Annotated in this window: 27 protein-coding genes; 14 read left to right on the top strand and 13 right to left on the bottom strand. The window is 63.3% G+C overall.

Going from position 1 to position 24,911, the window contains the following annotated elements; all coding sequences use genetic code 11:
* Nucleotides 1-11: 11 nt before the first annotated feature.
* The gene (locus tag SB756_RS27255) at nt 12-1,079 is read right to left on the bottom strand and encodes a DUF2066 domain-containing protein (RefSeq protein WP_410912633.1); all 1,068 of its coding nucleotides are present in this window, start codon (nt 1,077-1,079) and stop codon (nt 12-14) included.
* A 255-nt stretch (nt 1,080-1,334) separates the two neighbouring features.
* Between SB756_RS27255 and purM the strand changes: the two genes are divergently transcribed.
* The 4 genes from purM (at nt 1,335) to SB756_RS27235 (ending at nt 4,181) form a co-directional block, all read left to right on the top strand.
* The gene (gene purM, locus SB756_RS27250; protein ID WP_043204324.1) at nt 1,335-2,393 is read left to right on the top strand and encodes a phosphoribosylformylglycinamidine cyclo-ligase; all 1,059 of its coding nucleotides are present in this window, start codon (nt 1,335-1,337) and stop codon (nt 2,391-2,393) included.
* On the top strand, nt 2,393-3,046 hold the full coding sequence (gene purN / locus SB756_RS27245) for a phosphoribosylglycinamide formyltransferase (protein ID WP_016501108.1): 654 nt from the start codon (nt 2,393-2,395) through the stop codon (nt 3,044-3,046). The genes purM and purN overlap by 1 nt, the downstream gene beginning before the upstream one ends.
* Nucleotides 3,047-3,054: 8 nt before the next feature.
* A complete protein-coding gene (locus SB756_RS27240; protein ID WP_016501109.1) occupies nt 3,055-3,765 on the top strand; it encodes a DUF3108 domain-containing protein in 711 nt (236 codons plus the stop codon).
* A gap of 233 nt (nt 3,766-3,998) precedes the next feature.
* The gene (locus SB756_RS27235) at nt 3,999-4,181 is read left to right on the top strand and encodes a hypothetical protein (protein ID WP_341797791.1); all 183 of its coding nucleotides are present in this window, start codon (nt 3,999-4,001) and stop codon (nt 4,179-4,181) included.
* Between the two features lie 45 nt (nt 4,182-4,226).
* On the opposite strand, the gene SB756_RS27230 is transcribed toward SB756_RS27235, so the two are convergent.
* From SB756_RS27230 to SB756_RS27200, 7 genes are all read right to left on the bottom strand, one after another.
* Nucleotides 4,227-4,766, bottom strand: coding sequence for a DUF2058 domain-containing protein (locus tag SB756_RS27230; RefSeq protein ID WP_086974697.1), 540 nt, complete (start codon nt 4,764-4,766; stop codon nt 4,227-4,229).
* Between the two features lie 26 nt (nt 4,767-4,792).
* Nucleotides 4,793-5,626, bottom strand: a complete 834-nt coding sequence (gene mazG / locus SB756_RS27225; protein WP_410912630.1) for a nucleoside triphosphate pyrophosphohydrolase — start codon at nt 5,624-5,626, stop codon at nt 4,793-4,795.
* 124 nt (nt 5,627-5,750) lie between these two features.
* Nucleotides 5,751-7,991, bottom strand: a complete 2,241-nt coding sequence (gene relA / locus SB756_RS27220) for a GTP diphosphokinase (RefSeq protein WP_019473071.1) — start codon at nt 7,989-7,991, stop codon at nt 5,751-5,753.
* A gap of 96 nt (nt 7,992-8,087) precedes the next feature.
* Nucleotides 8,088-9,446 carry a 23S rRNA (uracil(1939)-C(5))-methyltransferase RlmD gene (rlmD, locus tag SB756_RS27215; protein ID WP_410912628.1) on the bottom strand — a complete coding sequence of 453 codons (1,359 nt, stop codon included), beginning with the start codon at nt 9,444-9,446 and terminating at the stop codon, nt 8,088-8,090.
* Nucleotides 9,447-10,346: a cysteine synthase CysM gene (gene cysM, locus SB756_RS27210; protein ID WP_041167848.1), complete on the bottom strand. Its 900-nt coding sequence runs from the start codon at nt 10,344-10,346 to the stop codon at nt 9,447-9,449.
* Between the two features lie 159 nt (nt 10,347-10,505).
* Nucleotides 10,506-11,897 carry a sensor histidine kinase gene (locus tag SB756_RS27205; protein ID WP_341797788.1) on the bottom strand — a complete coding sequence of 464 codons (1,392 nt, stop codon included), beginning with the start codon at nt 11,895-11,897 and terminating at the stop codon, nt 10,506-10,508.
* 3 nt (nt 11,898-11,900) lie between these two features.
* A complete protein-coding gene (locus tag SB756_RS27200) occupies nt 11,901-12,620 on the bottom strand; it encodes a response regulator transcription factor (RefSeq protein ID WP_341797787.1) in 720 nt (239 codons plus the stop codon).
* Between the two features lie 193 nt (nt 12,621-12,813).
* On the opposite strand from SB756_RS27200, the gene SB756_RS27195 reads away from it, so the two are divergent.
* From SB756_RS27195 to SB756_RS27180, 4 genes are all read left to right on the top strand, one after another.
* Nucleotides 12,814-15,567, top strand: coding sequence for a response regulator (locus tag SB756_RS27195; protein WP_410912626.1), 2,754 nt, complete (start codon nt 12,814-12,816; stop codon nt 15,565-15,567).
* Nucleotides 15,568-15,640: 73 nt separating this feature from the next.
* Complete coding sequence (locus tag SB756_RS27190) at nt 15,641-16,630, top strand: 2-hydroxyacid dehydrogenase (RefSeq protein WP_410912625.1); 990 nt, start codon at nt 15,641-15,643, stop codon at nt 16,628-16,630.
* A gap of 31 nt (nt 16,631-16,661) precedes the next feature.
* On the top strand, nt 16,662-17,099 hold the full coding sequence (locus SB756_RS27185; RefSeq protein WP_016501120.1) for a hypothetical protein: 438 nt from the start codon (nt 16,662-16,664) through the stop codon (nt 17,097-17,099).
* Nucleotides 17,096-17,500 (top strand): META domain-containing protein, encoded by a 405-nt coding sequence (locus tag SB756_RS27180; protein ID WP_410912623.1) that lies wholly within the window; start codon nt 17,096-17,098, stop codon nt 17,498-17,500. The genes SB756_RS27185 and SB756_RS27180 overlap by 4 nt, the downstream gene beginning before the upstream one ends.
* A gap of 117 nt (nt 17,501-17,617) precedes the next feature.
* On the opposite strand, the gene SB756_RS27175 is transcribed toward SB756_RS27180, so the two are convergent.
* Entirely contained in the window at nt 17,618-18,082 is a 465-nt protein-coding gene (locus tag SB756_RS27175) for a TlpA disulfide reductase family protein (protein WP_410912622.1), read from the bottom strand.
* 85 nt (nt 18,083-18,167) lie between these two features.
* On the opposite strand from SB756_RS27175, the gene arsC reads away from it, so the two are divergent.
* The 3 genes from arsC to SB756_RS27160 are packed head-to-tail and all read left to right on the top strand — an operon-like array spanning nt 18,168 to nt 19,529.
* Nucleotides 18,168-18,521, top strand: coding sequence for an arsenate reductase (glutaredoxin) (gene arsC / locus SB756_RS27170; protein WP_410912620.1), 354 nt, complete (start codon nt 18,168-18,170; stop codon nt 18,519-18,521).
* Nucleotides 18,518-19,123 (top strand): NAD(P)H:quinone oxidoreductase, encoded by a 606-nt coding sequence (wrbA, locus tag SB756_RS27165; protein WP_016501124.1) that lies wholly within the window; start codon nt 18,518-18,520, stop codon nt 19,121-19,123. The genes arsC and wrbA overlap by 4 nt, the downstream gene beginning before the upstream one ends.
* Nucleotides 19,116-19,529, top strand: a complete 414-nt coding sequence (locus tag SB756_RS27160; protein ID WP_410912618.1) for a DUF2069 domain-containing protein — start codon at nt 19,116-19,118, stop codon at nt 19,527-19,529. The genes wrbA and SB756_RS27160 overlap by 8 nt, the downstream gene beginning before the upstream one ends.
* Before the next feature lie 31 nt (nt 19,530-19,560).
* On the opposite strand, the gene SB756_RS27155 is transcribed toward SB756_RS27160, so the two are convergent.
* Both SB756_RS27155 and ttcA read right to left on the bottom strand, forming a co-directional pair.
* Complete coding sequence (locus SB756_RS27155; protein WP_341797781.1) at nt 19,561-20,232, bottom strand: DNA-3-methyladenine glycosylase I; 672 nt, start codon at nt 20,230-20,232, stop codon at nt 19,561-19,563.
* 4 nt (nt 20,233-20,236) lie between these two features.
* Complete coding sequence (gene ttcA / locus SB756_RS27150) at nt 20,237-21,061, bottom strand: tRNA 2-thiocytidine(32) synthetase TtcA (RefSeq protein ID WP_016501127.1); 825 nt, start codon at nt 21,059-21,061, stop codon at nt 20,237-20,239.
* A 262-nt stretch (nt 21,062-21,323) separates the two neighbouring features.
* On the opposite strand from ttcA, the gene SB756_RS27145 reads away from it, so the two are divergent.
* Together SB756_RS27145 and SB756_RS27140 are read left to right on the top strand one after the other, a co-directional pair.
* The gene (locus SB756_RS27145) at nt 21,324-21,923 is read left to right on the top strand and encodes a Yip1 family protein (protein WP_016501128.1); all 600 of its coding nucleotides are present in this window, start codon (nt 21,324-21,326) and stop codon (nt 21,921-21,923) included.
* Nucleotides 21,924-22,054: 131 nt separating this feature from the next.
* Nucleotides 22,055-22,549: a SprT family zinc-dependent metalloprotease gene (locus SB756_RS27140; protein WP_016501129.1), complete on the top strand. Its 495-nt coding sequence runs from the start codon at nt 22,055-22,057 to the stop codon at nt 22,547-22,549.
* A 110-nt stretch (nt 22,550-22,659) separates the two neighbouring features.
* Here SB756_RS27140 and fpr read toward each other — a convergent pair whose 3' ends face one another.
* Entirely contained in the window at nt 22,660-23,439 is a 780-nt protein-coding gene (fpr, locus tag SB756_RS27135; RefSeq protein ID WP_016501130.1) for a ferredoxin-NADP reductase, read from the bottom strand.
* A gap of 118 nt (nt 23,440-23,557) precedes the next feature.
* On the opposite strand from fpr, the gene finR reads away from it, so the two are divergent.
* A complete protein-coding gene (gene finR, locus SB756_RS27130) occupies nt 23,558-24,484 on the top strand; it encodes a LysR family transcriptional regulator FinR (RefSeq protein ID WP_016501131.1) in 927 nt (308 codons plus the stop codon).
* Here the strand turns inward: finR and SB756_RS27125 are convergent.
* Nucleotides 24,481-24,846 carry a diacylglycerol kinase gene (locus tag SB756_RS27125; RefSeq protein ID WP_010952700.1) on the bottom strand — a complete coding sequence of 122 codons (366 nt, stop codon included), beginning with the start codon at nt 24,844-24,846 and terminating at the stop codon, nt 24,481-24,483. The genes finR and SB756_RS27125 overlap by 4 nt on opposite strands.
* Nucleotides 24,847-24,911 lie beyond the last annotated feature (65 nt).

Raw genomic sequence — 24,911 nt, 5'->3', positions numbered from 1 at the left:
GTATGCTCCCTTTACCAGCGAAAACGCAGGCCGTCGAACGGCTTGGGCGCAGCCGAGGCCGGCGCGGGTTGCTCACCCGTTGCACTCGCGACCGGGGCTGGCGTGACGGGCACTGCGGGCGCCTGCTCGACGGGTAGCTCCTGCAACTTGGCCAGGCCAAGCTGGGCACGCAATTGCTCGCGGTTGCCGGTCACGCCATAGGTCAGGGTGGTGCCTTCAACCATCTTCAGGCGCGGGCCGTAGGGCTCAAGTACGCGGGCAAGCTCGGCATAGCGCTGCAGGGTCATCCCCTGTACCTGCACCTGCATCTGGCTACTGGCGCCCGGTCGGGCGACGTAACGCGGCGCCAGGCGGCTGCTTACCGCCAGCATAACCGCATCGGCCAAGGCTGCCGGGTCGGCCCCTTCGGCAGTACCCTGCTCACGCTGGTCGCCCAGCCACAGTTGCCACTTGCCCTGCCACTTGCCATCGGCTTCCTGGGCATGTACCGCCAGCAAGGCGTCGGCGCCATAGCGCTCGGAGGCCTCACGCAACGGTGCCGGGTCGCTGCTTTCGATCTGCTTGGCATTGGCCACCAGTTGCTCCTGCAGGTCGGCCAGCGGCAGGCGCAGCGGCAGACCACGGTGCTGGGCGGCACGACGCAGAGGCTGGGCGCTGGCCTGGCCGTCACCGACCAGGCTGCTGCCGTCGACACTGTCATTCAGCCACCAGCCGAGAATCGAAGGCCGATTGCTGCCCCACAGCGCGAGGCCGGCCTTGCGCAGGGCACGCTCGGTACTGCCGGGGTCGAACTCCACCAGCACCGACTCGGGCGGGCCGGCTTCGCTGCCAACCTGGTTGATGATTTGCTGCGGGGCCTTGCGCAGCTCGGCCAGCGCCGGGCTCTGCGCGGCCTTGGCGTCGCCGGTGAGGCGCAGCACCAGCGTGTCGAGGGCTTTGGCGGTAGCTGCGGTACGGGCTTCAGGGCCCTGCCCGGTGACCGGCTCGCGTACCTGATAAAGGCCGGAGACATTTTCAGCCTGAGCGGTGGCCGCTATCAGGGCCAGGCAACCGGCTGCCAGAATATTGAAAAAACGCATGGAGGATTCCTGTCCAGTCGAGCACGAAGCTCGCTACTTGCAGCTTATACACATGCAACCACATCAACCACCCTCGGCCCTTTTTCAACAATTTACCGCCCTGCCCGTCGGCCTGAGGATGGCCGCTGCCCGGCAACCCTGATAAAATCGCGCGCCTTCACAGACCACTGATGTTTCAGGCAGCCGCCGCTTACCCGCCGGTCTTGGCCGTCATGGTCGTTTTTAAGAATCCCTCCCTCCTAAAGGCCTGGATCAATGAGCAAGCAACCCTCCCTGAGCTACAAGGACGCCGGTGTAGACATCGACGCCGGCGAAGCACTGGTCGAACGCATCAAGGGCGTGGCAAAGCGCACTGCACGCCCTGAAGTCATGGGTGGCCTGGGCGGCTTCGGCGCCCTCTGCGAGATCCCGGCCGGCTACAAGCAGCCAGTGCTGGTCTCCGGCACCGACGGCGTTGGCACCAAGCTGCGCCTGGCGCTGAACCTGAACAAGCACGACAGCATCGGCCAGGACCTGGTCGCCATGTGCGTCAACGACCTGGTGGTGTGCGGCGCCGAGCCGCTGTTCTTCCTCGACTACTACGCCACCGGCAAACTGAACGTTGACGTAGCTGCCACCGTCGTCACCGGCATTGGCGCCGGTTGCGAACTGGCCGGTTGCTCGCTGGTTGGTGGTGAAACCGCCGAAATGCCTGGCATGTACGAAGGCGAAGACTACGACCTGGCCGGCTTCTGCGTCGGCGTGGTGGAAAAGGCCGAAATCATCGACGGCTCCAAGGTTGCCACTGGCGACGCGCTGATCGCCCTGCCGTCCTCGGGCCCGCACTCCAACGGCTACTCGCTGATCCGCAAGATCCTCGAAGTGTCCGCCACCGACATCGAGAACACCCAGCTGGACGGCCAGCCGCTGACCGACCTGCTGATGGCGCCTACCCGCATCTACGTCAAGCCGCTGTTGCAGCTGATCAAGAACACCGGTGCCGTGAAGGCCATGGCCCACATCACCGGTGGCGGCCTGCTGGACAACATCCCGCGCGTACTGCCGAAAAACGCCCAGGCCGTGGTTGACGTCGCCAGCTGGCAGCGCCCGGTGGTATTCGACTTCCTGCAGGAAAAAGGCAACGTCGACGAGCATGAAATGCACCGCGTGCTGAACTGCGGCGTCGGCATGGTCATCTGCGTAGCCCAGGATCAGGTCGAAGCTGCCCTGAACGAACTGCGCGCCGCCGGTGAGCAGCCATGGGTCATCGGCCACATCGCCGAAGCCGCCGAAGGCGCCGCCCAGGTCGAGCTGCAAAACCTCAAGGCACACTGATGCCGAGCAAGACCTGCAATGTAGTGGTGTTGCTGTCGGGTTCCGGCAGCAACCTGCAAGCCCTGATCGACAGCTGCCAAGGCCAGGACAGCCCGGTGCGCATCCGTGCGGTGGTTTCCAACCGCGCCGATGCCTACGGCCTGCAACGTGCGGCGGCGGCCGGCATCGACACCGTCGTGCTCGACCACACCCAGTTCGACGGCCGTGAAGCCTTCGATGCCGCACTGGTTGCGCGCATCGACGGTTTTGCCCCGGACCTGGTGGTGCTGGCCGGTTTCATGCGTATCCTCAGTGGCGGCTTCGTACGCCACTATCAGGGCCGCCTGCTCAACATCCACCCGTCGCTGCTGCCCAGATACAAGGGCCTGCATACCCATCGCCGGGCGCTGGAGGCAGGCGACGCCGAGCATGGCTGCAGCGTACACTTCGTGACTGAGGAACTCGATGGCGGCCCACTGGTCGTACAGGCTGTAGTACCGGTGGCGTCTGACGACACCGTCGAAAGCCTGGCCCAGCGGGTACACCACCAGGAACACCTGATCTACCCGCTGGCGGTGCGCTGGTTCGCTGAAGGGCGCTTGCGCCTTGGCGAACAGGGTGCATTACTGGATGGCCAGCCGCTGGCGGCCAGCGGTCACTTGATTCGATCCTAGGAGAATTTATGCGTCGCGCCCTGCTCTTGGCTCTCGCCGTGCTTGCCCTGCCCCTCCAGGCAGCTGATCTCAAGCCTTTCTCGGCCAGCTACACCGCCGACTGGAAGCAGCTGCCCATGAGTGGCACCGCCGAGCGCAGCCTGGTCAAGAATGCCAACGGTACCTGGGACCTTAACTTCAAGGCTTCCATGATGATCGCCAGCCTGACCGAGCAAAGCACCCTGCGCCTGGAAAACGATACCCTGCTGCCGCAGAAGTACCACTTCGAGCGCGGCGGCCTGGGCAAAGCCAAGAAGGTCGATTTGAACTTCGACTGGACCGGCAAGAAGGTCACCGGCAGCGACCGTGGCGATGCAGTCAGCCTGCCGCTGAACCGCGGCGTGCTGGACAAGTCGTCCTACCAGCTGGCCCTGCAGCATGATGTAGCCGCCGGCAAGAAAAGCATGACCTACCAGGTCGTTGACGGTGACGAGATCGACACCTACGACTTCCGCGTGCTGGGCACTGAAAAGGTCGCCACCAAGACCGGCCAGGTTGATGCAGTGAAGGTCGAGCGTGTGCGCGACCCGAGTCAGAGCAAGCGCATCACCGAGCTGTGGTTCGCCAAGAACTGGGACTACCTGCTGGTGCAACTGCGCCAGGTCGAGACGGATGGCAAGGAGTACGTGATCGTGCTGCAGGATGGCACGGTCGATGGCAAGCCGGTGAAAGGCAACTGATCCAGCACCGCCTGCTGCCCCCGAAGCCCCGCCCAGTGCGGGGCTTTTTCATGCTCTCCAGGGCCGCTCTGCGGCCTTATCGCGACACAAGGCCGCTCCTACGAAAAGCCAGGCCCGGAAGCCGTACATGAAACTTGTTTCATGGCTGTTTTATTTACTTAGCCTGCTAACAAACTCTATAAAGAGGGTGTGCGACACACTGTCGCAGCCAACTGAAGAAGTGGAGTTTACCGATGACAGTCCAAGTAACCGAACGAGACGAATCGAAAATGTCCCACGAAGGCCTGGCCGCTGGCGTGCGGATCTGGGATGTGCACCAACAAGGCCAACTGGTGGGCATGTTCCACAATGAACACGAAGCGCACCAGTACCGCGTAGAGCTGGAAGTCCTGGAAGGCCAGCGCACCTCGCAGTGAGCACTCTTCAAATGAAAAACCCCGCCAAAGCGGGGTTTTTCGTGTTTACCACATCAGGTCGTCCGGGATCTTGTAGGCCGCATACGGGTCGTCCTCGTCCGCTTCCTCGACATGGGTGTTGAGCAGCAGGATACGGCTGGGGTCGCGCTCCTGGATCTTCACCGCCGCCTCACGGGGAATGACCTCGTAGCCGCCGGCATGGGCCACCACCGCCAGTGCGCCGTTACTCAACCGGGTCCGCATCAGGGCGTTGACGGCAATGCGCTTGACCTTCTTGTCATCGACGAAGTTGTAGTAATCCTCGGTGTTCAGCTTGGGCAGGCGCGTGGCTTCGATCAACTGCTTGACCTGTGCGGCACGGGCTTTCTGCTCAGCCTTTTCCTGCTGCTGGCGGTTCAGTTCCTGGTCGCGCTTGACCTTTTCGGCCATGGCTTCCTTGGCGATGCGCTGTTGGCTGTCGTCGACTTCGACCTGGCCTTTGTGCTCCATGCGCTTCTGTTTCTTTTCAGCTTTGTTGGTCTGCGAGACCTGTTTCTGGTTGACCAGACCGGCTTTGAGCAATTGGTCGCGAAGGGAAAGGCTCATGAATGTTCACTCACTTATGCAACAGCTCAGCCGCAGCTGGGCAGGTTCTTTTCCTGACGTTTGGCTTCACCCCAAAGGGCGTCCAGTTCGTCAAGGTTACAATCTTCAATGGAGCGGCCACTGTCGCGCAATGCCTGCTCGATAAAACGGAAACGTCGCTCGAACTTGCGGTTGGCGCGGCGCAGGGCATTTTCAGGGTCTTGCTTAAGATGGCGAGCCAGGTTGACGGCGGCAAACAGCAGGTCGCCGACCTCATCCTCGAGCGCATCGGCATCACCGTCGGCCATGGCCTGCAGTACTTCATCCAGCTCTTCGCGCACCTTGTCCAGCACCGGCAATGCTTCCGGCCAGTCGAAACCGACCGTGGCCGCACGTTTCTGCAGTTTGGCTGCCCGTGACAGGGCCGGCAAGGCCGACGGTACGTCGTCGAGCAGCGACAATTGCTCGGGCGTGCTTTTCTCGGCACGTTCCTGCGCCTTGATCTCTTCCCAGCGTGACTTGACCTGGGACTCGTTCAGGCTGGGGGTGTCCAGCGGCGCATAGAGCTCGCCAGTGGGGAATACATGCGGATGGCGGCGAATCAGCTTGCGGGTAATGCTGTCCACCACGCCATCGAACTCGAAACGCCCCTCTTCCCGGGCCAGCTGGCTGTAGTAGACCACCTGGAACAGCAAGTCGCCCAGCTCACCCTGCAGGTGCTCGAAGTCGCCGCGCTCGATGGTGTCGGCGACCTCGTAGGCTTCCTCGATGGTGTGGGCAACGATACTCGCGTAGTTCTGCTTCAGGTCCCACGGGCAGCCGTACTGCGGGTCGCGCAGACGGGCCATGAGGTGCAGCAGGTCTTGGAGGGTGTAGGTCATCTAGGCAGGTCCTTCGGCGGTGGCTTCTTCGCGGGCTTGCCCGCTCCCACAGGATGGCTACAGGACCGAGCACCTGTAACGTACCTGTGGGAGCGGGTTTACCCGCGAAGCAGGCGCCCCGGTCTCAAGGGGTTCTATTACGCCGCGTCTCGATGATGTTCGGCAACTGCGAAATTCGTCCCAGCAGGCGCCCCAGCGCGTCCAGGCCCGGAATCTCGATGGTCAGCGACATCAGCGCCGTGTTGTCTTCCTTGTTCGAGCGGGTGTTCACCGCCAGCACGTTGATCTTCTCGTTCAGCAGCACCTGCGACACATCGCGCAGCAGCCCTGGGCGGTCGTAGGCGCGGATGACGATGTCGACCGGGTAGGTCTGCACCGGGATCGGCCCCCAGCTCACCTGGATCATGCGCTCCGGCTCCTTGCCCGCCAGTTGCAGCACCGAGGCGCAGTCCTGGCGGTGGATGCTCACGCCTCGGCCCTGGGTGATGTAACCGACAATGGCATCGCCCGGCAGTGGCTGGCAGCACCCGGCCATCTGCGTCAGCAGGTTGCCGACCCCCTGAATCTGGATGTCACCACGCTTGCCGGTACGCGGCCCGGTAGGTTTGCGTGGCACCAGCTCGATCTGCTCGATACGCTCGGGCTCCAGCAACTGCTGAGCGGCGTTGACCAGGTGGGCCAGGCGCAGGTCGCCCGCGCCGAGCGAGGCGAACATGTCCTCGGCGGTCTTGACGTTGGTCTTCTCGGCCAGCCGTTCGAAGTCCACCTGCGGCAAGCCCAGGCGGCTGAGCTCGCGCTCGAGCAAGGTCTTGCCGGCGGCGACGTTCTGGTCACGCGCCTGCAGTTTGAACCAGTGCACGATCTTGGCCCGCGCCCGCGAGGTGGTGACGTAGCCCAGGTTGGAGTTCAACCAGTCACGGCTGGGGTTGCCGTGCTTGCTGGTGATGATCTCCACCTGCTCACCGGTCTGCAGGCTGTAGTTCAGCGGCACGATACGGCCGTTGATCTTGGCCCCCCGGCAGTTGTGGCCGATCTCGGTGTGCACACGGTAGGCGAAGTCCAGCGGGGTCGCCCCTTTGGGCAGGTCGATGGCGTGGCCGTCAGGAGTGAACACGTAGACCCGGTCCGGCTCAATGTCGACCCGCAACTGCTCGACCAGGCCACCGATGTCGCCCAGCTCTTCGTGCCATTCCAGCACCTGGCGCAGCCAGGAGATCTTCTCTTCGTAATGGTTGGAGCTGGGCTTGACGTCGGTGCCCTTGTATCGCCAGTGGGCACAAACCCCCAGCTCGGCCTCTTCATGCATGCCGTGGGTGCGGATCTGCACTTCCAGCACCTTGCCCTCGGGGCCGATCACTGCGGTGTGCAGCGAGCGGTAGCCGTTTTCCTTGGGGTTGGCGATGTAGTCGTCGAACTCTTTGGGGATGTGCCGCCACAGCGTGTGCACGATACCCAGCGCGGTGTAGCAGTCGCGAATTTCCGGCACCAGCACGCGCACTGCACGCACGTCGTAGATCTGGCTGAATTCCAGGCCTTTGCGCTGCATCTTGCGCCAGATCGAATAGATATGTTTCGCCCGGCCGCTGATGTCGGCATTGACGCCCGTGGCCAGCAGCTCGTTCTGCAGCTGGTTCATCACGTCGCTGATGAAGCGTTCGCGGTCCAGCCGGCGCTCGTGCAGCAGTTTGGCGATCTGCTTGTACTGGTCGGGTTCGAGGTAGCGGAAGGACAGGTCTTCCAGCTCCCACTTGATGTGGCCGATACCCAGGCGGTGCGCCAGCGGCGCATAGATGTCGAATACCTCACGCGCGACACGCAGGCGTTTCTCGTCGTCGGCGGCCTTGACCGCACGGATCGCGCAGGTACGCTCGGCCAGCTTGATCAGTGCCACACGCACATCATCGACCATGGCCACAAGCATCTTGCGCAGGTTCTCGACCTGCGCCTGCGAGCCCAGCACCAGCGACTGCCGCGGGCTGAGGCTGGCGCTGATGGCGGCCATGCGCAACACGCCGTCGATCAGCTTGGACACCACCGGACCGAACCGCTGGCTGACCTCGGCCAGGGTCACCTTGCCCTCGCGTACCGAACGGTAGATGACCGCGGCCACCAGGGAATCCTGGTCCAGCTTGAGGTCAGCCAGGATTTCGGCAATTTCCAGGCCCGCCTGGAAGCTGGACGTACCGTCCGCCCAGGAATGCTTGGCCGGGTTGCCCTTTTTCTCGATCTCATGGGCAAACTCGCAGGCTTCTTTGAGCGCTGCGCGATCCAGTGCCGAATCGACGCTTACCACATGGTCCAACCATCCTTCGAGATTGATACTGCCGTCGGTGTTGACCGGCTGGTGCACTCTCACCTGTACCATCTTTGTTTTACCTTTCCATACAGCGCACCACGCGGGTGCGCTGGCGATCACCGTGTGGCTGCCATTCCATGGAAGCCACACCAAGGGGCCAGTCTGCTAGCCCGCTTCGAATAACGCCATGGCCTCGACATGCGCCGTTTGAGGAAACATGTCGAGAATCCCGGCCCTTTTTAACCGGTACCCCTGGCCGACCAGCACCTGCGCGTCTCGCGCCAGCGTGGCCGGGTTGCACGATACGTAAACCAGCCGTTTGGCCTGGAGGCGTGCGATGCCTTGCACCACCTCGAACGCACCGTCGCGCGGTGGATCCAAGAGTACCGCAGAAAAGCCCTCGGCGGCCCATCCGGTGCCTGCCAAAGGCTGCGATAAATCGGCCTGAAAAAACCGTGCGTTATGCACATTGTTGTTCCGGGCATTGGCCGCGGCCCGATCGACCATGGCCTGTACACCTTCGACTGCCACTACCTCGCGGGCCTTGCCGGCCAGCGGCAGGGCAAAGTTGCCCAGGCCGCAGAACAGGTCCAGCACCCGCTCGTCGGCCCCCGGTGCGAGCCAAGCCAGGGCCTGCTCGACCATCGCCGTGTTGACCTGGGCATTCACCTGCACGAAGTCACCCGGGCGCCAGGCCAGCTCAAGCTGCCACGGCGCCAGGGCAAAGCCCAGTTGCGCGGCAGGGTCCACCGGCGCCGGCTCATCTTCACCTTGCAGCCACAGCTGGGCATTGGCCTGGTCGCAGAACGCCTGCAGCTTTGCCAGGTCTTCTGCCGGCAGCGGCGCAACGTGGCGCACCAACACCGCCTCGGCGGTGCCACTGAACAGTTCCACGTGGCCCAGCGCCTGCGGTTTGCTCAACGAGCGCAGCACCGTCGGCAAGTGGCGCAGAATCGACTGCAAGGGCTGTACCAGCACTGCGCAATCGTCGATGGCAATGATGTCCTGGCTGGCTTCGGCACGGAAGCCCACCTCCAGCTGACGCGCCTTGACGTCCCAGCGCACGGCCACACGGGCCCTGCGCCGGTAGCCGAATTCCGGCCCGCTCAGGGGTGCGGCCCATTCCTCGGGTTGCACGCCGGCCACCCGCTGCAGTTGCTCGGCCAGGGTGCGCTGCTTGAGCGCCAGCTGCGCGTCATGCGGCAGATGCTGCAGGTTGCAGCCACCACAGCGCGCATAATGGCGGCACGGTGCCTCACGGCGCTCAGGGCTGGCCTGCAGCAGCCGCTCCATGCGGGCCTCGACCACTTTGCCACGGGCGTTGAGCACCCGCGCCTCCACGGCCTCACCGGCCAGGGCACCACTGACGAACCAGGTGCGCCCGTCGAGGAAGGCGATGCCACGGCCGTCACCGGCCAGGCGCTCGATGTCCAGGCGCTGCTTCTTGCCCACGGGGACCTGGGGAGTGCGGTTGCCGCCGGCCGGCTGGAAGCGCAGGCCACTGTTGCTTTTTTTCTTGGACATTTAGCTCGGATCAAACAGGCCGGTGGACAGGTAACGGTCGCCGCGGTCGCAGATGATGGCGACCATCACGGCATTTTCCACTTCGCGGGAGAGGCGCAGCATGGCTGCAACCGCACCACCTGAGGACACGCCGCAAAAAATGCCCTCTTCACGGGCAAGGCGGCGGGTGGTGTCTTCGGCTTCCTGCTGCGACATGTCGACCACGCGGTCGACGCGCGTGGCGTCGAAGATTTTCGGCAGGTATTCCTCGGGCCAGCGGCGAATGCCCGGAATGGCCGAGCCTTCCATAGGTTGCAGCCCGATGATCTGTACCGCCGGGTTCTGCTCCTTGAGGTATTGCGAGCAGCCCATGATGGTGCCGGTGGTACCCATGGAGCTGACGAAATGGGTAATGTTGCCCTGGGTCTGCTGCCAGATCTCAGGGCCGGTGCTGTTGTAGTGGGCAATCGGATTGTCGCCGTTGGCGAACTGGTCGAGCACCAGGCCACGGCCTTCGGCCTGCAGCTTCTCGGCCAGGTCGCGGGCGCCTTCCATGCCCTCCTCCTTGGTCACCAGGATCAGCTCGGCGCCATAGGCGGTCATGGCGGCCTTGCGCTCGGCGGTGGAGTTGTCGGGCATGATCAGGATCATCTTGTAGCCCTTGATCGCCGCCGCCATTGCCAGGGCGATACCGGTGTTGCCGGACGTGGCTTCGATCAGGGTGTCGCCGGGCTTGATCTGGCCACGCAATTCGGCGCGGGTGATCATCGACAGCGCCGGGCGATCCTTCACCGAGCCGGCAGGATTGTTCCCTTCAAGCTTGAGCAGGAGGGTGTTGCTGGTTTCACCAGCAATGCGCTGCAGGCGAACCAGGGGCGTATTGCCGACGCAATCGGCGATGGTTGGGTACTGCAAGGTCATGGCGTATTTCACAATCCGGACGGCAGGGGCGCCTATCATACCGGCAAACCCTTCGCGGCCATATCACGCAATCTGTGGTGCATATAGCTACAAGCTATATCGATGGTCTGCATCGCCCTCTTCGCGGGCACGCCCGCTCCCACAGGTACTCCACTGGCCTCAAGAGTAGTGGTGACCCTGTGGGAGCGGGTTTACCCGCGAAGGGGCCGCCACATGTAACGGCAATCGCATCCACAGCCGCAGCCCATGCTTGCCATTCTGCGCCCACAAGGTGCCGCCCTGGCGCTGGATGGCACTGCGGGCGATGCTCAAGCCCAGGCCAAAACCACCATCCCCCGGCCGAGAACCGTCCAGCCGCGAGAAGGGCGCGAAGATCCGCTCCAGGTCCTCTTCAGCCACACCGCCACCCTCGTCCTCCAGCCACAGCCACCAATAACTGCCTTCGCGTTGCCCACCCAGGCGCACCACACCCTCGGGCGGCGAGTGACGAATGGCATTGCGCAAGATGTTTTCCAGCGCCTGGGCCAGATGATTGAGGTTGCCCTGCACCCAGCAGTCGGCCGGTACTTCGCAGCGCAGGCGCTCGGGCGACCAGCCACTCTCGTAGCTGGCATTTTCGGCCAGCAGTTCCCAAAGCGCGTGGACTTCGATGGGTTCCAGGTTCATCGGCGCACGCTCGGCGTCCTGCCAGGCCAGCTGCAGGGTGTCCTCCACCAACTGCTGCATGCAGTCCACTTCACGGGTCAGGCGTTCGCGCAGGCGCGTCAGGTCGGTTTCGCCGTCACAGGCCACCCGTAACCGGCTCAATGGCGTGCGCATTTCGTGCGACAGGTCGCGCAGCAACTGCTGCTGCATGGCCACCGTGCCCTGCAGCCGCTCGGCCATCTGGTCGAAAGCGCGGGCCAGCTCGCCCAGTTCGTCATGCCGGGCAATGGTGCGCGAGTCGAGGCGCGCCGATAGCTGATCGGCGCGCCAGGCATTGGCCTGCTCACGCAGCTGGTTCAGCGGCACGATCAACATACGGTACAGGCCCACGCACAACAGCAAGGTGAACAGGCCAGGGATGATGCCGTTGGTGACGATGCGCCACAGCAACCGGTACTGGTCCGGGTTGAACCGCTGCGGCAGTTCGATCACCAGCATGCCCTGCTCCGGTGCCCCCGGGAACGGTATGCGTACCCACGGCTGGTCGACGCTGCGCCGGCTCATCGGCCAGTCGACACCGCGCAGACGCGTCAGTCGCTGCATGATCTGCGGATCGAGAGTAGCGCTGTCGAGCGGTCGCAGGTTGATATCGAGCACGCCAACCCAGCCCCGTTCGCGCTGGTGCATCGCCGTCACCCACTTGTCCAGCCCTTCCCGCCCACCACTGCGCCACGCCTGCTCAGCCTCACTGGCGTAGCCTCGCAGCGTCTGCCGCGCCGGTTCCGAGAGGAAGGCATTCTGGATTTCCATGTGCCGGCCCCACGTGTAACTGAGGCCGATCATCAGCAGGCAAAAGCCCACCAGCAGGATCGCCAGCTTCCAGAACAGCGAATGGCGGTCAAGCATGGCTCACTCTGCCTCGCCGGTGCTGAGTACGTACCCCTTGCCCCACACGGTACGGATCTGCCGCTCGTGATAGTCGATGCCCTTGAGCTTGCGGCGGATCTGGCTGACGTGCATGTCCAGGCTGCGGTCGTGCCGCGAATAGCCGCGCTGCAACACCTGCTGGTAAAGGAACGGCTTGCTCAGCACATCATCGAAGTTGCGGTTGAGGATGTCGAACAACCGGTACTCGCTGGGGGTCAGGCCTGCCAGGCGGCCATTCAGGCGTACATCGCACAGCCCCTCGTCGAACTGCAGCTCGCCGCAGGCAGCCTGCTCCTGCGGGGCTTGATGACGGCGTTCGAGGGCCACGCGGCGCAGGATTGCCTCGATGCGCACCTGCAGCTCGGCCATGCTGAAGGGCTTGGGCAGGTAATCGTCGGCCCCGCGCTGGAAGCCACTGATGCGGTCGGCCTCGGCCCCCAGCGCCGACATCAGGATCACCGGCGTAGCGCTGCGCTTGCGCAGCTGCGCCAGGGCGTCCAGGCCGTTCAGCCCGGGCAGCAGAATATCCATGAGCACCACATCGAAAATCTCGCGACCAGCCGTTTCCAGGCCTTCCAGCCCATTACGGCACCAGGTGACCTGGAAGCCGCCACGTTGCAGCTCTTCGTGCAGGTAGGCACCCAGGACCGGGTCATCCTCGATGGCGAGGATATTGGAGTTGTAAATAGCTACAGGATTCATTGGCAACTGCCATGCATTCTCAATTGCGCAATTATTGAGTATCCACTACCGGTCAGGCAACCGCCCTGCGACCAATGCCCCGGCAACAACGCAAAACAGCGACTAAAGAGGTGCAATAGCGCTGCAGGCGGAGTAACTTCCCGGCTTGGCCGTCATCGCTTGACGGCTTCCAGGCACATCACAGGAGGCGAGTGTGCTCGATCGCTTGGGAATCCGCAGCCGGGTTCTGCTACTGGCCCTGCTGCCTGCCGGCCTGATGGCCCTGGTGCTGGGCAGTTACTTCACCTGGCTGCAACAGAACGACCTGCGCACCCAGCTGTTGCAACGCGGCAAGATGATCGCCGAGCAACTGGCGCCATTGGCTGCGCCCGCCATGGCCCGGCTTGCGCCCGCACAGCTGGAGCGCATTGCCGCGCAAACCCTGGAGCAGGCCGACGTTCGCGCCGTTGCCTTCCTGGCCCCGGACCGCACGCGCCTGGCACACGCCGGCCCGAGCATGCTCAACCAGCCTCCCAGCGGCGGTACCGGCACGCAATTGCTGCAGCGCAGCGGCAATGACGCCACCCGCTATTTGATGCCCGTATTCGGCCACCACCGCGATCTCGCCACCGATGCCGTGCCGGCCGAAGCCGAGCGCCTGCTAGGCTGGGTCGAGATCGAGTTGTCGCACGACGGCACCCTGCTGCGCGGTTACCGCAACCTGTTCACAAGCCTGCTTCTGATCCTCGCCTGCCTGGTGCTCAGCGGCCTGCTGGCGCTGCGCATGAGCCGCACCATCAACGACCCCATCGAACGCATCAAGCACGCGGTCAACCAACTCAAGGACGGTCACCTCGAAGAACGCCTGCCAACCATGGGCAGCCATGAGCTGGACGAGCTCGCCCGCGGCATCAACCGCATGGCCGAAACCCTGCAGAACGCCCACGAAGAACTGCAGCACAGCATCGACCAGGCCACCGAAGACGTGCGCCAGAACCTGGAAACCATCGAAATCCAGAACATCGAGCTGGACATGGCGCGCAAGGAGGCCCTTGAGGCCAGCCGCATCAAGTCGGAATTCCTGGCCAACATGAGCCACGAGATCCGCACCCCGCTCAACGGCATCCTCGGCTTTACCCATCTGCTGCAGAAAAGCGAGCTGACGCCACGCCAGCTGGACTACCTGAACACCATCGAGAAGTCCGCCGACAACCTGTTGGGGATCATCAACGAGATCCTCGACTTCTCCAAGATCGAGGCCGGCAAGCTGGTACTCGACAGCATTCCGTTCAACTTGCGCGACCTGATCCAGGACACCCTGACCATCCTCGCCCCGGCCGCCCACGCCAAGCAGCTGGAATTGCTCAGCCTGATCTACCGCGACACCCCTGCTTCGCTGATCGGCGACCCGCTGCGGCTCAAGCAGATCCTCACCAACCTGGTCAGCAACGCCATCAAGTTTACCCGCGAAGGCACCATCGTCGTGCGCGCCATGCTCGAAGACGAGCACGAAGACAGCGCGCAGCTGCGCATCAGCGTGCAGGACACCGGTATCGGCCTGTCGCCGCAAGAGGTGCGTACGCTGTTCCAGGCTTTCAGCCAGGCCGACAACTCGCTGGCCCGCCAACCTGGCGGCACAGGGCTGGGGCTGGTGATATCCAAGCGCCTGATCGAACAGATGGGCGGCGAAATCGGCGTCGACAGCACCCCGGGCGAGGGCTCGCAGTTCTGGATCAGCCTTAACCTGCCCAAAGCCCACGACGACCTCGAGGAGCAGCCGATGCAGCCGCTGCTGGGCCGTCGCGCAGCCATCGTCGATGGCCACGAGCTGGCACGCCAGGCGCTGGAGCACCAACTGGAAGACTGCGGCCTCAGCGTTAGCCTGTTTGCTTCCTACGACCAGTTGCTGCAGGCGGTTCAGGCTGCCAGCCAGGCCGGCCTGCCGTTCGAGTTCGCCGTGCTCGGGGCCAACCTGGGCAACCTTTCGCCCGAGCAACTGGGCCACTACCACCAGCAACTCGAACGTTACCACTGCCAGTGCGTGGTGCTGTGCCCGACCACCGAGCAGGCGCTGTACCATCCGCACCTGCCCAACGGCCATGGCCAGTTGCTGTCAAAGCCCACCTGCACCCGCAAACTGCGCCGCCTGCTGATGGAACTGGTGCAACCGCGCCGCCCGCAGAGCGAGGCACAGAGCCTCAACGGCCAGCGCCAGCCGAAGGTCCTCTGCGTCGACGACAATGCCGCCAACCTGCTGCTGGTGCAGACCCTGCTCGAAGACCTGGGCGCCGAGGTGCTGGCCGTCGACAACGGCTATGCAGCGGTACAGGCCGTGCAGGATGAACCGTTCGACCTGGTGCTGATGGACGTGCAGATGCCCGGCATGGACGGCCGTGTCTGCACCGAGCAGATCCGCCTCTGGGAAAACACCCAAAGTGGCAACCCGTTGCCGATCGTCGCCCTTACCGCCCATGCCATGGCCAACGAAAAACGCGCCTTGCTGCACGCCGGCATGGACGACTACCTGACCAAGCCGATCAGCGAGCGGCAACTGGCCCAGGTGGTGATGAAGTGGACCGGCCTGAGCCTGGGCGTGCCGCAACAGGCGCAGGCCGAGCAAGCGACCAGCAGTGATGACCTGAAGGTGCTCGACCCCGAAGAAGGCCTGCGCCTGGCGGCGGGCAAGGCGGACCTGGCGGCCGACATGCTGAGCATGCTGCTGTCGTCGTTGGACGCGGACCGCGATGCCATACGCGCTGCTCGCGAGGCGGACGACCGCGACCGCCTGATAGAACAGGTACACCGCCTGAACGGTGCCTCGCGCTATTGCGGCGTGCCGCAGCTGCGCGCCGCGTGCCAGCGCAGCGAGACCTTGCTCAAGCAGGAACACCCACAGGCGCAGCAAGCGCTGGATGAGCTGGACGGCGCAATCAGCCGGCTGGCGGCGCAGGCCAGACTAAGTGCCTGAACGGATAGATTCGGCGCTCGATCTCACGGCCAGCGGCCAACGCAAGGCATGTACCACAAAGGAAACCCTCACCATGCGCACCCTGTTGTTCAGCAGCCAGCATTACGATCAGGAAAGCTTTACCCAGGCCGCCCGCGGCAGCGCGCTGGAGCTGCATTTCCAGCCTGCTCGCCTGACCCTCGACACCGCCGCCCTGGCCAGTGGCCATGAAGTTGTTTGCGCCTTCATCAATGACGAACTCGACGCCCCGGTGCTCCAGCGCCTGGCCGAAGGCGGCACACGCCTGATCGCCCTGCGTTCGGCCGGCTACAACCACGTCGACCTGGCCGCTGCCAAGCGCCTGGGCCTTGCCGTGGTACGCGTGCCGGCCTACTCGCCACACGCCGTGGCCGAACACGCCGTGGCACTGATCCTGGCCCTCAACCGGCGGCTGCACCGGGCCTACAACCGCACCCGCGAAGGCGACTTCACCCTGCACGGGCTGACCGGTTTCGACCTGCATGGCAAAACCGTCGGCGTGGTCGGCACCGGCCAGATCGGCGTTGCCTTCGCCCGCATCATGGCCGGCTTCGGCTGCCAACTGCTGGCCTACGACCCTTACCCCAACCCGGAGCTGCTGGCCCTCGGCGCGCGCTACCTGACGTTGCCTGAGCTGCTGCGCGAAGCCCGTATCATCAGCCTGCACTGCCCGCTGACCGAGCACACCCGGCACCTGATCAATGCACAAAGCCTGGCCCAACTGCAGCACGGCGCCATGCTGATCAACACTGGCCGTGGCGCACTGGTCGACACCCCGGCACTGATCGACGCGCTGAAAAGCGGCCAGCTTGGCTACCTGGGCCTGGACGTCTACGAAGAAGAAGCCCAGCTGTTCTTCGAGGACCGCTCCGACCTGCCGCTGCAAGACGATGTGCTGGCCCGCCTGCTGACTTTCCCCAACGTGATCATCACTGCCCACCAGGCCTTCCTTACCCGCGAGGCGCTGGACGCCATTGCCGCGACCACGCTCGACAACATCAACTGCTGGGCGGCAGGCAATCCACAGAATCTGGTAATGGGTTAGTGCTAGGATACGCGGCATTTCTGGAGGACCCATGGTCGAGCACGATTTCCGCTACACCCTTTTCAACCCGCAACACACCCTGATCGAGTGCCGTGCACTGGTGCCGGGCCGCTATCAAGTCACCGGCAACGGTGGTTCGATGCATAAAGGCGACACCCTGCTGGTGACCCTCAAGGGCAGCAAGGATTTGTCCATGCGATTGACCGTGGACAGCGTGCGCCACCTGATCAACCCGCGCGGCCAGTGGGTCGCCGTGGCCAGCGGACCGGTGTTCAACGAACTGGAAATTCTCACCTGGCAGGTCGAGTGCGACAGCTGCGACGCCGTGCTGGATTTTGAATTTGCCGTGGACGCCAAGCTGGGCAAGAAAGCCCGTCAGCCCGCCGCCAGCGCACGCATTGCCGAACTGGGTTGGGCCAGCCGTGGCGAAAAACACCTGTGCCCGCGTTGCCAGGAGAGCGCCGAGTGAAGAATCCGCTGACCGGCGTGCTGATTGCAACCGGCTTGCTCGGCTGCGCCGCAGAACCTTCAAAGCTGCAGCAGGAGCGCAGCTACGTGCTGGAGTGGATTGGCGAGCGCCCGCTGATCGACTACAGCCACCTGACCCTGACCTTGGCCAGCGACGGCCGCGCCTACGGCAATGGCGGCTGCAACCACTGGTTTGCGCCGTATACGCTGGAGGGCGAGCGCCTGAGCTTCGGCAAGGTCGGCAAGACCCGCAAGCTGTGCGCACCGGCGTTGATGGAGCAGGAAAAGCGCTTTTTGCAGGCGCTGGAAACGGTAGAGCGCTGGGATGTGTCGCCGGTGGAGCAGATGCGCTTCTGGCCGGCCGAGGGCAAGCCGCTGCGGTTCTGGCCAGAGGAAGGCTGACATCATGGGGGCTGCTTTGCAGCCCTTCGCGGCACAAGGCCGCTCCTACAAGGGCGCGCGATTCCCTGTAGGAGCGGCCTTGTGCCGCGATGGGCCGCTAAAGCGGCCCCAACTGCATCAGGCGCCTTTCAGGGCCTTGATCCTGGCCTGCAGCCCTTCCAGGGTCTGCTCGCCCAGCAGCTGTTCGCGCACCTTGCCCTTGTCATCGATGATGTAGGTGACCGGCAGCGCCTCGCTACGCGGCAAGTCATAGCGCTCGGCCGGGTCCTGGGCCAGCACGGTAAAACCGATGCCCAAGGTTTCAGAGGCCTGTTTCAGGTCCTGCCCCTGCAAGCCATCGAAGTTCACCCCCACCACCTTGATGCCATCGGCCGCCCACTGCTTGGCCGCCGTGTTCAGCTCCGGGATTTCGGTACGGCACGGCCCGCACCATTCGGCCCAATAGTTGAGCACCAGCCAGTGCCCTTCTATCTGTTCGGCCTTAACCGTATTACCGTGCTGGTCCACGCCATAATCGGCACCGCAACCACCGAGCAACAGGCTCGCGGTGATGGCCAGTACTGCTGCCAGACGCCTTGCCATGGGTCAATCCTTCTCGAGTTTTAAAGCAAATGGGTCAGTCGCTGCGGTTAGAATAGCCGCCACACCCAGCTGGATGCGACCCGACATGACTGACCTGACGCTCTATCATAACCCGCGCTGCTCGAAATCCCGCGGCGCGCTGGAACTGCTCGAAGCCCGTGGCCTCGCCCCGACCATCGTGCGTTATCTGGAAACCCCGCCCGACGCCGCCACCCTCAAGGCCCTGCTCGCCAAGCTGGGCATCGCCCCGCGCGAGCTGTTGCGTACCGGCGAGGACGAATACAAAACGCTGAACCTCGCCGACCCGGCGCTGACCGACGCACAACTGATCGAGGCCATGGCCCAGCACCCTAAACTGATCGAACGGCCGATTCTAGTCGCTGATGACAAGGCCGTGGTCGGCCGCCCGCCGGAAAAAGTGCTGGAGATCCTGCCGTGAGCGCGCCCTACATCCTGGTGCTGTACTACAGCCGCCATGGCTCGACCAGCGAAATGGCCCGGCACATCGCCCGCGGCATCGAACTGGCCGGTATGGAGGCGCGCCTGCGCACAGTGCCTGCTATCTCTACCGAATGTGAAGCGGTGGCACCGGACATTCCGGCCAGTGGTGCGCTGTACGCCACCCTGGACGACCTTCGCCACTGCGCAGGCCTGGTACTGGGCAGCCCGACCCGCTTCGGCAACATGGCAGCGCCGCTGAAGTACTTCCTGGATGGCACCAGCAGCCTGTGGCTGGGCGGTGAACTGGTCGGCAAGCCGGCGGGGGTGTTCACCTCTACCGCCAGTTTGCACGGTGGCCAGGAAACCACCCTGCTGTCGATGATGTTGCCGTTGATGCACCACGGCATGCTGGTGATGGGCCTGCCGTACAGTGAGTCGGCCTTGCTGGAAACCCGCGGCGGCGGCACCCCTTACGGCGCCAGCCACCATGCGGGGGCCGATGGCAAGCGTGAGCTTGATCAGCACGAAATTGCCCTGTGCCGCGCTCTGGGCCAACGCCTGGCGACCACGGCCAAGGCCCTGGAGGCCGCGCGTGGCTAAAAAGCCCAAGGTGTTGCCGCCTCTGGAATGGCTGGCACCGCGCCTGCGCCTGACACGGGCGTTGAGCCTGGCGTTTTTCTTCGGCCTGATCGGCCTGCTGCTGGTGAACAACCTGTGGTTCGCCAACCTGCATGGGGCGCGAGTCGGGGTGATTCTGGCAATCGAGCTGGTGCCACTGCTGCTGCTGTTGCCGGGCATGCTGACAGGCAGCGCCCGGGCACATGCCTGGGCCTGTTTCGTGGTGAATATCTATTTCATCAAGGGCGTGCTGGCGGCGTTCGACCCGGCGCGGGCGGTGTTTGGCTGGGCTGAAGTGCTGGTGAGCCTGGGGTTGTTCATTGCCGGGCTGCTGTATGTGCGCTGGAAGTTCCAGCATGAGCGGCGCATGGCGGGCGAAGGGAGTTGAATTCGGGGGCTGTCCTGCAGCCCCGACGATCTCAATGGTTGACGGTATGCGCCAGCATCACCGACAACTGGCACAGCGGCCGCCCACTTTCTTCATGCCACTGGTTGAACGCCTGTTGCACCAAGGCCAGGTCGCGTTGACTGGTCGGCTGCTTGTCGATCACCTTCTGTGCAATCAACGCCGCCGCCATGTCATCGGTAGGGATGAAGGTATCCTTGCCAACCATACGCAAAAAGCGCGGCGCCGACAGCCCACCCAGCTGGTTGCCGTGCTTGGCCAGGTACTTCCACAAGCCGACAATGTCGGTCACCGGCCAGTCGGCGATGAAGGCGCCAAAGCTGCCCTTCTCCTTCGTCACGTCGAGGATCATCTGCGCATTGCGCGGTACGCTCTTGAGCTTGCCCAGGTGGCGGATGATGCGCTCGTCCTGCATCAGCCGCTCCAGGTGCTCGGCGCCCATCAGCACGACCTTCTCCGGGTCGAAGCCGAAAAACACCTGCTCGAACGCTGGCCACTTGGCATCCACCAGGCTGTGCTTGAGCCCCGCGCGGAACACGCGCAGGGCCAGGGTCGACAGGTAGCGGTCGTCGCTGATACCGCGCAGTTGCACAGCTGTGCGCGGCTGCGGCAGGAAGGCCTCCAGCGCCTGGGCCGAGCCAAAACGGTTCAGGCAGTACTCATGCAGCCACTGGTAATCGCGCATGGGCTCAGATATTCAGCACGTCGAGGAAACGCGGCGTGGCGTTTTCGTCGATCTTCAGGCCGATGAAGTCGAACAGGTTGCGGTCGGCCAGTTGCGACGGCGCCACGTTCTGCAGGGCACGGAAGATGCTCTCGGTACGGCCCGGGTGCTTGCGCTCCCACTCCACCAGCATGTCCTTGACCACCTGACGCTGCAGGTTTTCCTGCGAGCCACACAAGTTGCACGGGATGATCGGGAATTCCTTCATGTCCGAGTAGGCCTGGATGTCCTTCTCGCTGCAGTAGGCCAGCGGGCGGATCACCACATTGCGGCCGTCGTCGGCGCGCAGCTTCGGCGGCATGCCCTTGAGCGCACCGTTGAAGAACATGTTGAGGAAGAAGGTTTCGACGATGTCGTCGCGGTGGTGCCCCAGCGCCATCTTGGTCGCGCCGATTTCGTCGGCGAAGGTGTACAGGGTGCCACGGCGCAGGCGCGAGCACAGCGAACACGTGGTCTTGCCCTCGGGTACCAGCTCCTTGACCACCGAGTAGGTGTCTTTCTCGACAATGTGGTACTCGACGCCCAGCTCTTTGAGGTAGGCCGGCAGCACGTGCTCAGGGAAGCCTGGCTGCTTCTGGTCCATGTTCACCGCGACGATCTCGAACTTGATCGGTGCCACCTTCTGCAGGTGCAACAGAACGTCGAGCATGGTGTAGCTGTCCTTGCCGCCAGACAGGCAGACCATGACCTTGTCGCCATCCTCGATCATGTTGAAGTCGGTGATGGCTTCGCCGGCGAGACGACGCAGGCGTTTTTGCAGTTTGTTCTGGTTGACCGAGAGGGTGCCCATAGCGCTTGGATCCGCGAGGTGTGACAAAAGCCGGCTATTTTACGCACAAACGCAGCATCGCTGTAGGCATTCCGATAAAGACTTCGATGTAATCAACAGCCCCCCTTACAGCGCAATTTGCTCTAAAAAGCACGGTTCGTGCCGGCAACCGCTTCCTATACTGCGACATAAGGCCACATTACCGCTTGCATCGGTGTTCGGGCCTCGGGCCGCTTGCGCTCCATCTGGGGGGCGTTTGGCAACATTGAGAGGAGTGATCGGCATGATTCATCACGTTGTGGGGCTGTTTACCCATCCCGATCAGGAATGGCGGGAAATTCGTGGCGAAGAAGAAACCATCAGCCACATGTACCTGACGCATACCTTGATCCTGGCGGCGATCCCTGCCGTTTCCGCATTCATCGGCACCACCCAGGTGGGCTGGGTAATCGGTGACCGGCCAGCCGTGATGCTCACCATGGAAAGCGCCATCTGGATGAGCATCATGTCGTACTTGGCCATGCTCGGCGGGGTGGCGGTAATGGGCGCGTTCATCCACTGGATGGCTCGCACCTACGATGCCAATCCGTCCATGGCGCAGTGCATCGCCTTTGCCACCTACACCGCCACACCGTTGTTCATCGGCGGCTTGGCGGCGCTGTACCCGCACCTTTGGCTGGGCATGCTGATCGGCACTGCTGCTATCTGCTACACGGTGTACCTGCTGTATGTCGGCTTGCCGACGTTCATGAACATACCGTCCGACGAAGGCTTCCTGTTCTCCAGCTCGGTGCTGGCAGTGGGCCTTGTGGTACTCGTGGCGATCATGGCTGCCACGGTAATTATCTGGGGACTGGGCGTGGGGCCCGTCTACACCAACTAGAACAGACTCAACCAACACTGGGGCATCAACCAGGGGCCGCCGCAAGGCGGCCTCTGGCTGTGCGCAGACCGGTGGCACGGCAGGCCGCCGATGCTTGCGGCATAATGCCCGGTCAGGAGAACCGCCCCACCATGCCCGAGCTGCTCAAACAACGCGTCGAAACCTGTTACCAGCAAGCCGAAACCTTTTTCAAACGCCCCTTCCCGCGCCCGGAAGTCAGCTTCAAGCTGCGCGGGCAAAAAGCCGGCGTCGCCCACCTGCACGAGAACCTGCTGCGCTTCAACCTGCAGCTTTACCGGGAAAACCAGGAAGACTTCCTGCGCCAGACCGTTGCCCACGAAGTGGCGCACCTGGTGGCCCACCAGTTGTTTGGCGACCGCATCCAGGCCCATGGAGAAGAGTGGCAATTGATCATGCGCGGGGTGTATGAGCTGCCACCCAACCGTTGCCACAACTATGAAGTGCAACGGCGCGTGGTAACCCGCTACATCTACCGCTGCCCGTGCCCGCAGGGTGATTTCCCGTTTACCGCACAGCGGCACAAGCTGGTGCGCCAGGGGCGGCGGTACCTGTGCAAACGCTGCCGGGAGATTCTGGTGTACAGCGGCGAGACCCGCGTCGAATAGGGGCCGGCCTCATCGCGGGCAAGCCCGCGAAAAAGCCGACACAAGCAATGCAAAAATCACCGGCATAAGAAAGGCGACCCGGGGGTCGCCTTCTTTTACCAGCCTGCGCCTTACTTCTCGACGAAGGCACGCTCGATCAGGTAGTCACCCGGCTCGCGCATGCGGGCGGAGACTTTCAGGCCGAAGCTGTCCAGCACTTCGCTGGTCTCGTCGAGCATGCTCGGGCTGCCGCAGATCATCGCACGGTCGTCCTGCGGGTTGATCGGTGGTAGGCCAATGTCGCTGAACAGCTTGCCGCTGCGCATCAGGTCGGTCAGGCGGCCTTGGTTTTCGAAAGGCTCGCGGGTCACTGTCGGGTAGTAGATCAGCTTGTCGCGGACCGACTCACCGAAGAACTCGTTCTGCGGCAGGTGCTCGGTGATGAACTCGCGATAAGCCACTTCGTTCACGTAACGCACGCCGTGTACCAGGATCACTTTTTCGAAGCGCTCGTAGGTTTCCGGGTCCTGGATGACGCTCATGAACGGCGCCAGGCCAGTGCCGGTGCTCAGCAGATACAGGTGCTTGCCCGGGTTCAGGTCGTCGAGCACCAAGGTACCGGTAGGCTTCTTGCTGATGATGATCTCATCGCCTTCCTTCAGGTGCTGCAGCTGCGAGGTCAGCGGGCCGTCAGGTACCTTGATGCTGAAGAACTCCAGGTGCTCTTCCCAGTTCGGCGAGGCGATGGAATAGGCACGCATGAGCGGACGGCCGCTTTCCTGCTGCAGGCCGATCATCACGAACTGACCGTTCTCGAAGCGCAGCCCCGGGTCGCGGGTGCACTTGAAGCTGAACAGGGTGTCGTTCCAGTGGTGCACACTGAGGACACGTTCGTGGTTCATGTTGCTCATCGATGGGGCTCCTGAAGAAAAACGCGGCGCGCAAAACGCGCAGTTGCGCGATAGTTTAGGGGCAGCGACAATATCTGTTAACTGGATTATCAAGATATGTGTTATCGGTTATATCGATATGCGATTCACACTCCGTCAACTGCAAGTCTTCGTCGCCGTCGCACAGCACCAAAGCGTCTCCCGGGCCGCTAGCCTGCTGGCGTTGTCGCAGTCGGCCGCCAGCACTTCCATCACCGAACTGGAGCGGCAATCGAGCTGCCAGCTGTTCGACCGTGCCGGCAAGCGCCTGGCGCTCAACGCCTTGGGCCATCAACTGTTGCCACAGGCAGTGGCCCTGCTCGACCAGGCCAAGGAAATTGAAGACCTGCTTAACGGCAAGTCCGGTTTCGGTTCGCTGGCGGTCGGCGCCACATTGACCATCGGCAACTACCTGGCCACCCTGCTGATCGGCAGCTTCATGCAGACCCACCCGGAAAGCCAGGTCAAGCTGCATGTACAGAACACAGTGCATATCGTGCAACAGGTCGCGCACTACGAAATTGATCTGGGTCTAATCGAAGGTGACTGCAACCACCCCGACCTGGAAGTGCAGCCGTGGGTCGAGGACGAACTGGTGGTGTTCTGCGCGCCGCAGCATCCACTGGCCAAGCCGGGCCGGGCTGATATCGAAAGCCTGTCGCAAGAGGCGTGGATATTACGCGAGCAAGGCTCAGGCACCCGCCTCACCTTCGACCAGGCCATGCGCCATCACCGCGCCAACCTCAACATCCGCCTGGAGCTGGAACACACCGAAGCGATCAAGCGCGCGGTGGAGTCGGGCCTGGGCATTGGCTGCATTTCGCGGCTGGCGCTGCGTGACGCTTTCCGCCGGGGCAGCCTGGTACCGGTGGAAACGCCGGAACTGGACCTGATGCGCCAGTTCTATTTCATCTGGCACAAACAGAAGTACCAGACCTCGGCCATGCGCGAGTTTCTGGAACTGTGCCGCAACTTCACTGCGGGCTATACCCGCAGTGATGAAATCGTGCTGCCGCCGATCGCTTAGAGCAGGATCACGCCCCACACCAGCGCCACCATGGTCAGTGCCACCAGTTGCGCGGCGCTGCCCATGTCCTTGGCGTTTTTCGACAGCGGGTGGCGCTCCAGCGAGATGCGGTCGATGGCCGCCTCCACCGCCGAGTTGAACAGCTCGACGATCAGCCCCAATAGGCACACCGCAATCATGATCGCCCGCTCGGCACGGCTGACCGGCAGCCAGAAGGCAATCGGGATCAGCAGCACGTTAAGCAGCACCAGCTGGCGGAATGCGGCCTCACCCTTGAAGGCGGCACGCAGGCCATCCAGCGAGTAGCCGGCGGCGTTGAAGATGCGTTTCAGGCCGGTCTGGCCCTTGAATGGCGATGTCATGTGGGTCACTTAACAACAGAAAGGCCAGCAGACTAGACCGGCTCGGGTCAAAAAAGCGTGAAGCC

This window comes from Pseudomonas sp. SIMBA_068, from assembly GCF_046534705.1.
Lineage (GTDB): Bacteria > Pseudomonadota > Gammaproteobacteria > Pseudomonadales > Pseudomonadaceae > Aquipseudomonas > Aquipseudomonas putida.
Note: the sequence above shows the minus strand (reverse complement) of the source record. Positions and strands in the feature narration are given on the sequence as shown.

What these genes read in the sequence shown, in the direction of transcription:
- fpr (WP_016501130.1), bottom strand. Translation starts at nt 23,439, where the DNA reads ATGAGCAACATGAACCACGAACGTGTCCTCAGTGTGCACCACTGGAAC.
- finR (WP_016501131.1), top strand. Translation starts at nt 23,558, where the DNA reads ATGCGATTCACACTCCGTCAACTGCAAGTCTTCGTCGCCGTCGCACAG.
- SB756_RS27155 (WP_341797781.1), bottom strand. Translation starts at nt 20,232, where the DNA reads ATGCGCGATTACCAGTGGCTGCATGAGTACTGCCTGAACCGTTTTGGC.
- SB756_RS27145 (WP_016501128.1), top strand. Translation starts at nt 21,324, where the DNA reads ATGATTCATCACGTTGTGGGGCTGTTTACCCATCCCGATCAGGAATGG.
- SB756_RS27240 (WP_016501109.1), top strand. Translation starts at nt 3,055, where the DNA reads ATGCGTCGCGCCCTGCTCTTGGCTCTCGCCGTGCTTGCCCTGCCCCTC.
- SB756_RS27175 (WP_410912622.1), bottom strand. Translation starts at nt 18,082, where the DNA reads ATGGCAAGGCGTCTGGCAGCAGTACTGGCCATCACCGCGAGCCTGTTG.
- cysM (WP_041167848.1), bottom strand. Translation starts at nt 10,346, where the DNA reads ATGACCTTGCAGTACCCAACCATCGCCGATTGCGTCGGCAATACGCCC.
- SB756_RS27125 (WP_010952700.1), bottom strand. Translation starts at nt 24,846, where the DNA reads ATGACATCGCCATTCAAGGGCCAGACCGGCCTGAAACGCATCTTCAAC.
- SB756_RS27235 (WP_341797791.1), top strand. Translation starts at nt 3,999, where the DNA reads ATGACAGTCCAAGTAACCGAACGAGACGAATCGAAAATGTCCCACGAA.
- SB756_RS27140 (WP_016501129.1), top strand. Translation starts at nt 22,055, where the DNA reads ATGCCCGAGCTGCTCAAACAACGCGTCGAAACCTGTTACCAGCAAGCC.
- purN (WP_016501108.1), top strand. Translation starts at nt 2,393, where the DNA reads ATGCCGAGCAAGACCTGCAATGTAGTGGTGTTGCTGTCGGGTTCCGGC.
- mazG (WP_410912630.1), bottom strand. Translation starts at nt 5,626, where the DNA reads ATGACCTACACCCTCCAAGACCTGCTGCACCTCATGGCCCGTCTGCGC.
- SB756_RS27255 (WP_410912633.1), bottom strand. Translation starts at nt 1,079, where the DNA reads ATGCGTTTTTTCAATATTCTGGCAGCCGGTTGCCTGGCCCTGATAGCG.
- SB756_RS27205 (WP_341797788.1), bottom strand. Translation starts at nt 11,897, where the DNA reads ATGCTTGACCGCCATTCGCTGTTCTGGAAGCTGGCGATCCTGCTGGTG.
- purM (WP_043204324.1), top strand. Translation starts at nt 1,335, where the DNA reads ATGAGCAAGCAACCCTCCCTGAGCTACAAGGACGCCGGTGTAGACATC.
- ttcA (WP_016501127.1), bottom strand. Translation starts at nt 21,061, where the DNA reads ATGGGCACCCTCTCGGTCAACCAGAACAAACTGCAAAAACGCCTGCGT.
- relA (WP_019473071.1), bottom strand. Translation starts at nt 7,991, where the DNA reads ATGGTACAGGTGAGAGTGCACCAGCCGGTCAACACCGACGGCAGTATC.
- SB756_RS27230 (WP_086974697.1), bottom strand. Translation starts at nt 4,766, where the DNA reads ATGAGCCTTTCCCTTCGCGACCAATTGCTCAAAGCCGGTCTGGTCAAC.
- rlmD (WP_410912628.1), bottom strand. Translation starts at nt 9,446, where the DNA reads ATGTCCAAGAAAAAAAGCAACAGTGGCCTGCGCTTCCAGCCGGCCGGC.
- SB756_RS27190 (WP_410912625.1), top strand. Translation starts at nt 15,641, where the DNA reads ATGCGCACCCTGTTGTTCAGCAGCCAGCATTACGATCAGGAAAGCTTT.
- arsC (WP_410912620.1), top strand. Translation starts at nt 18,168, where the DNA reads ATGACTGACCTGACGCTCTATCATAACCCGCGCTGCTCGAAATCCCGC.
- SB756_RS27185 (WP_016501120.1), top strand. Translation starts at nt 16,662, where the DNA reads ATGGTCGAGCACGATTTCCGCTACACCCTTTTCAACCCGCAACACACC.
- SB756_RS27200 (WP_341797787.1), bottom strand. Translation starts at nt 12,620, where the DNA reads ATGAATCCTGTAGCTATTTACAACTCCAATATCCTCGCCATCGAGGAT.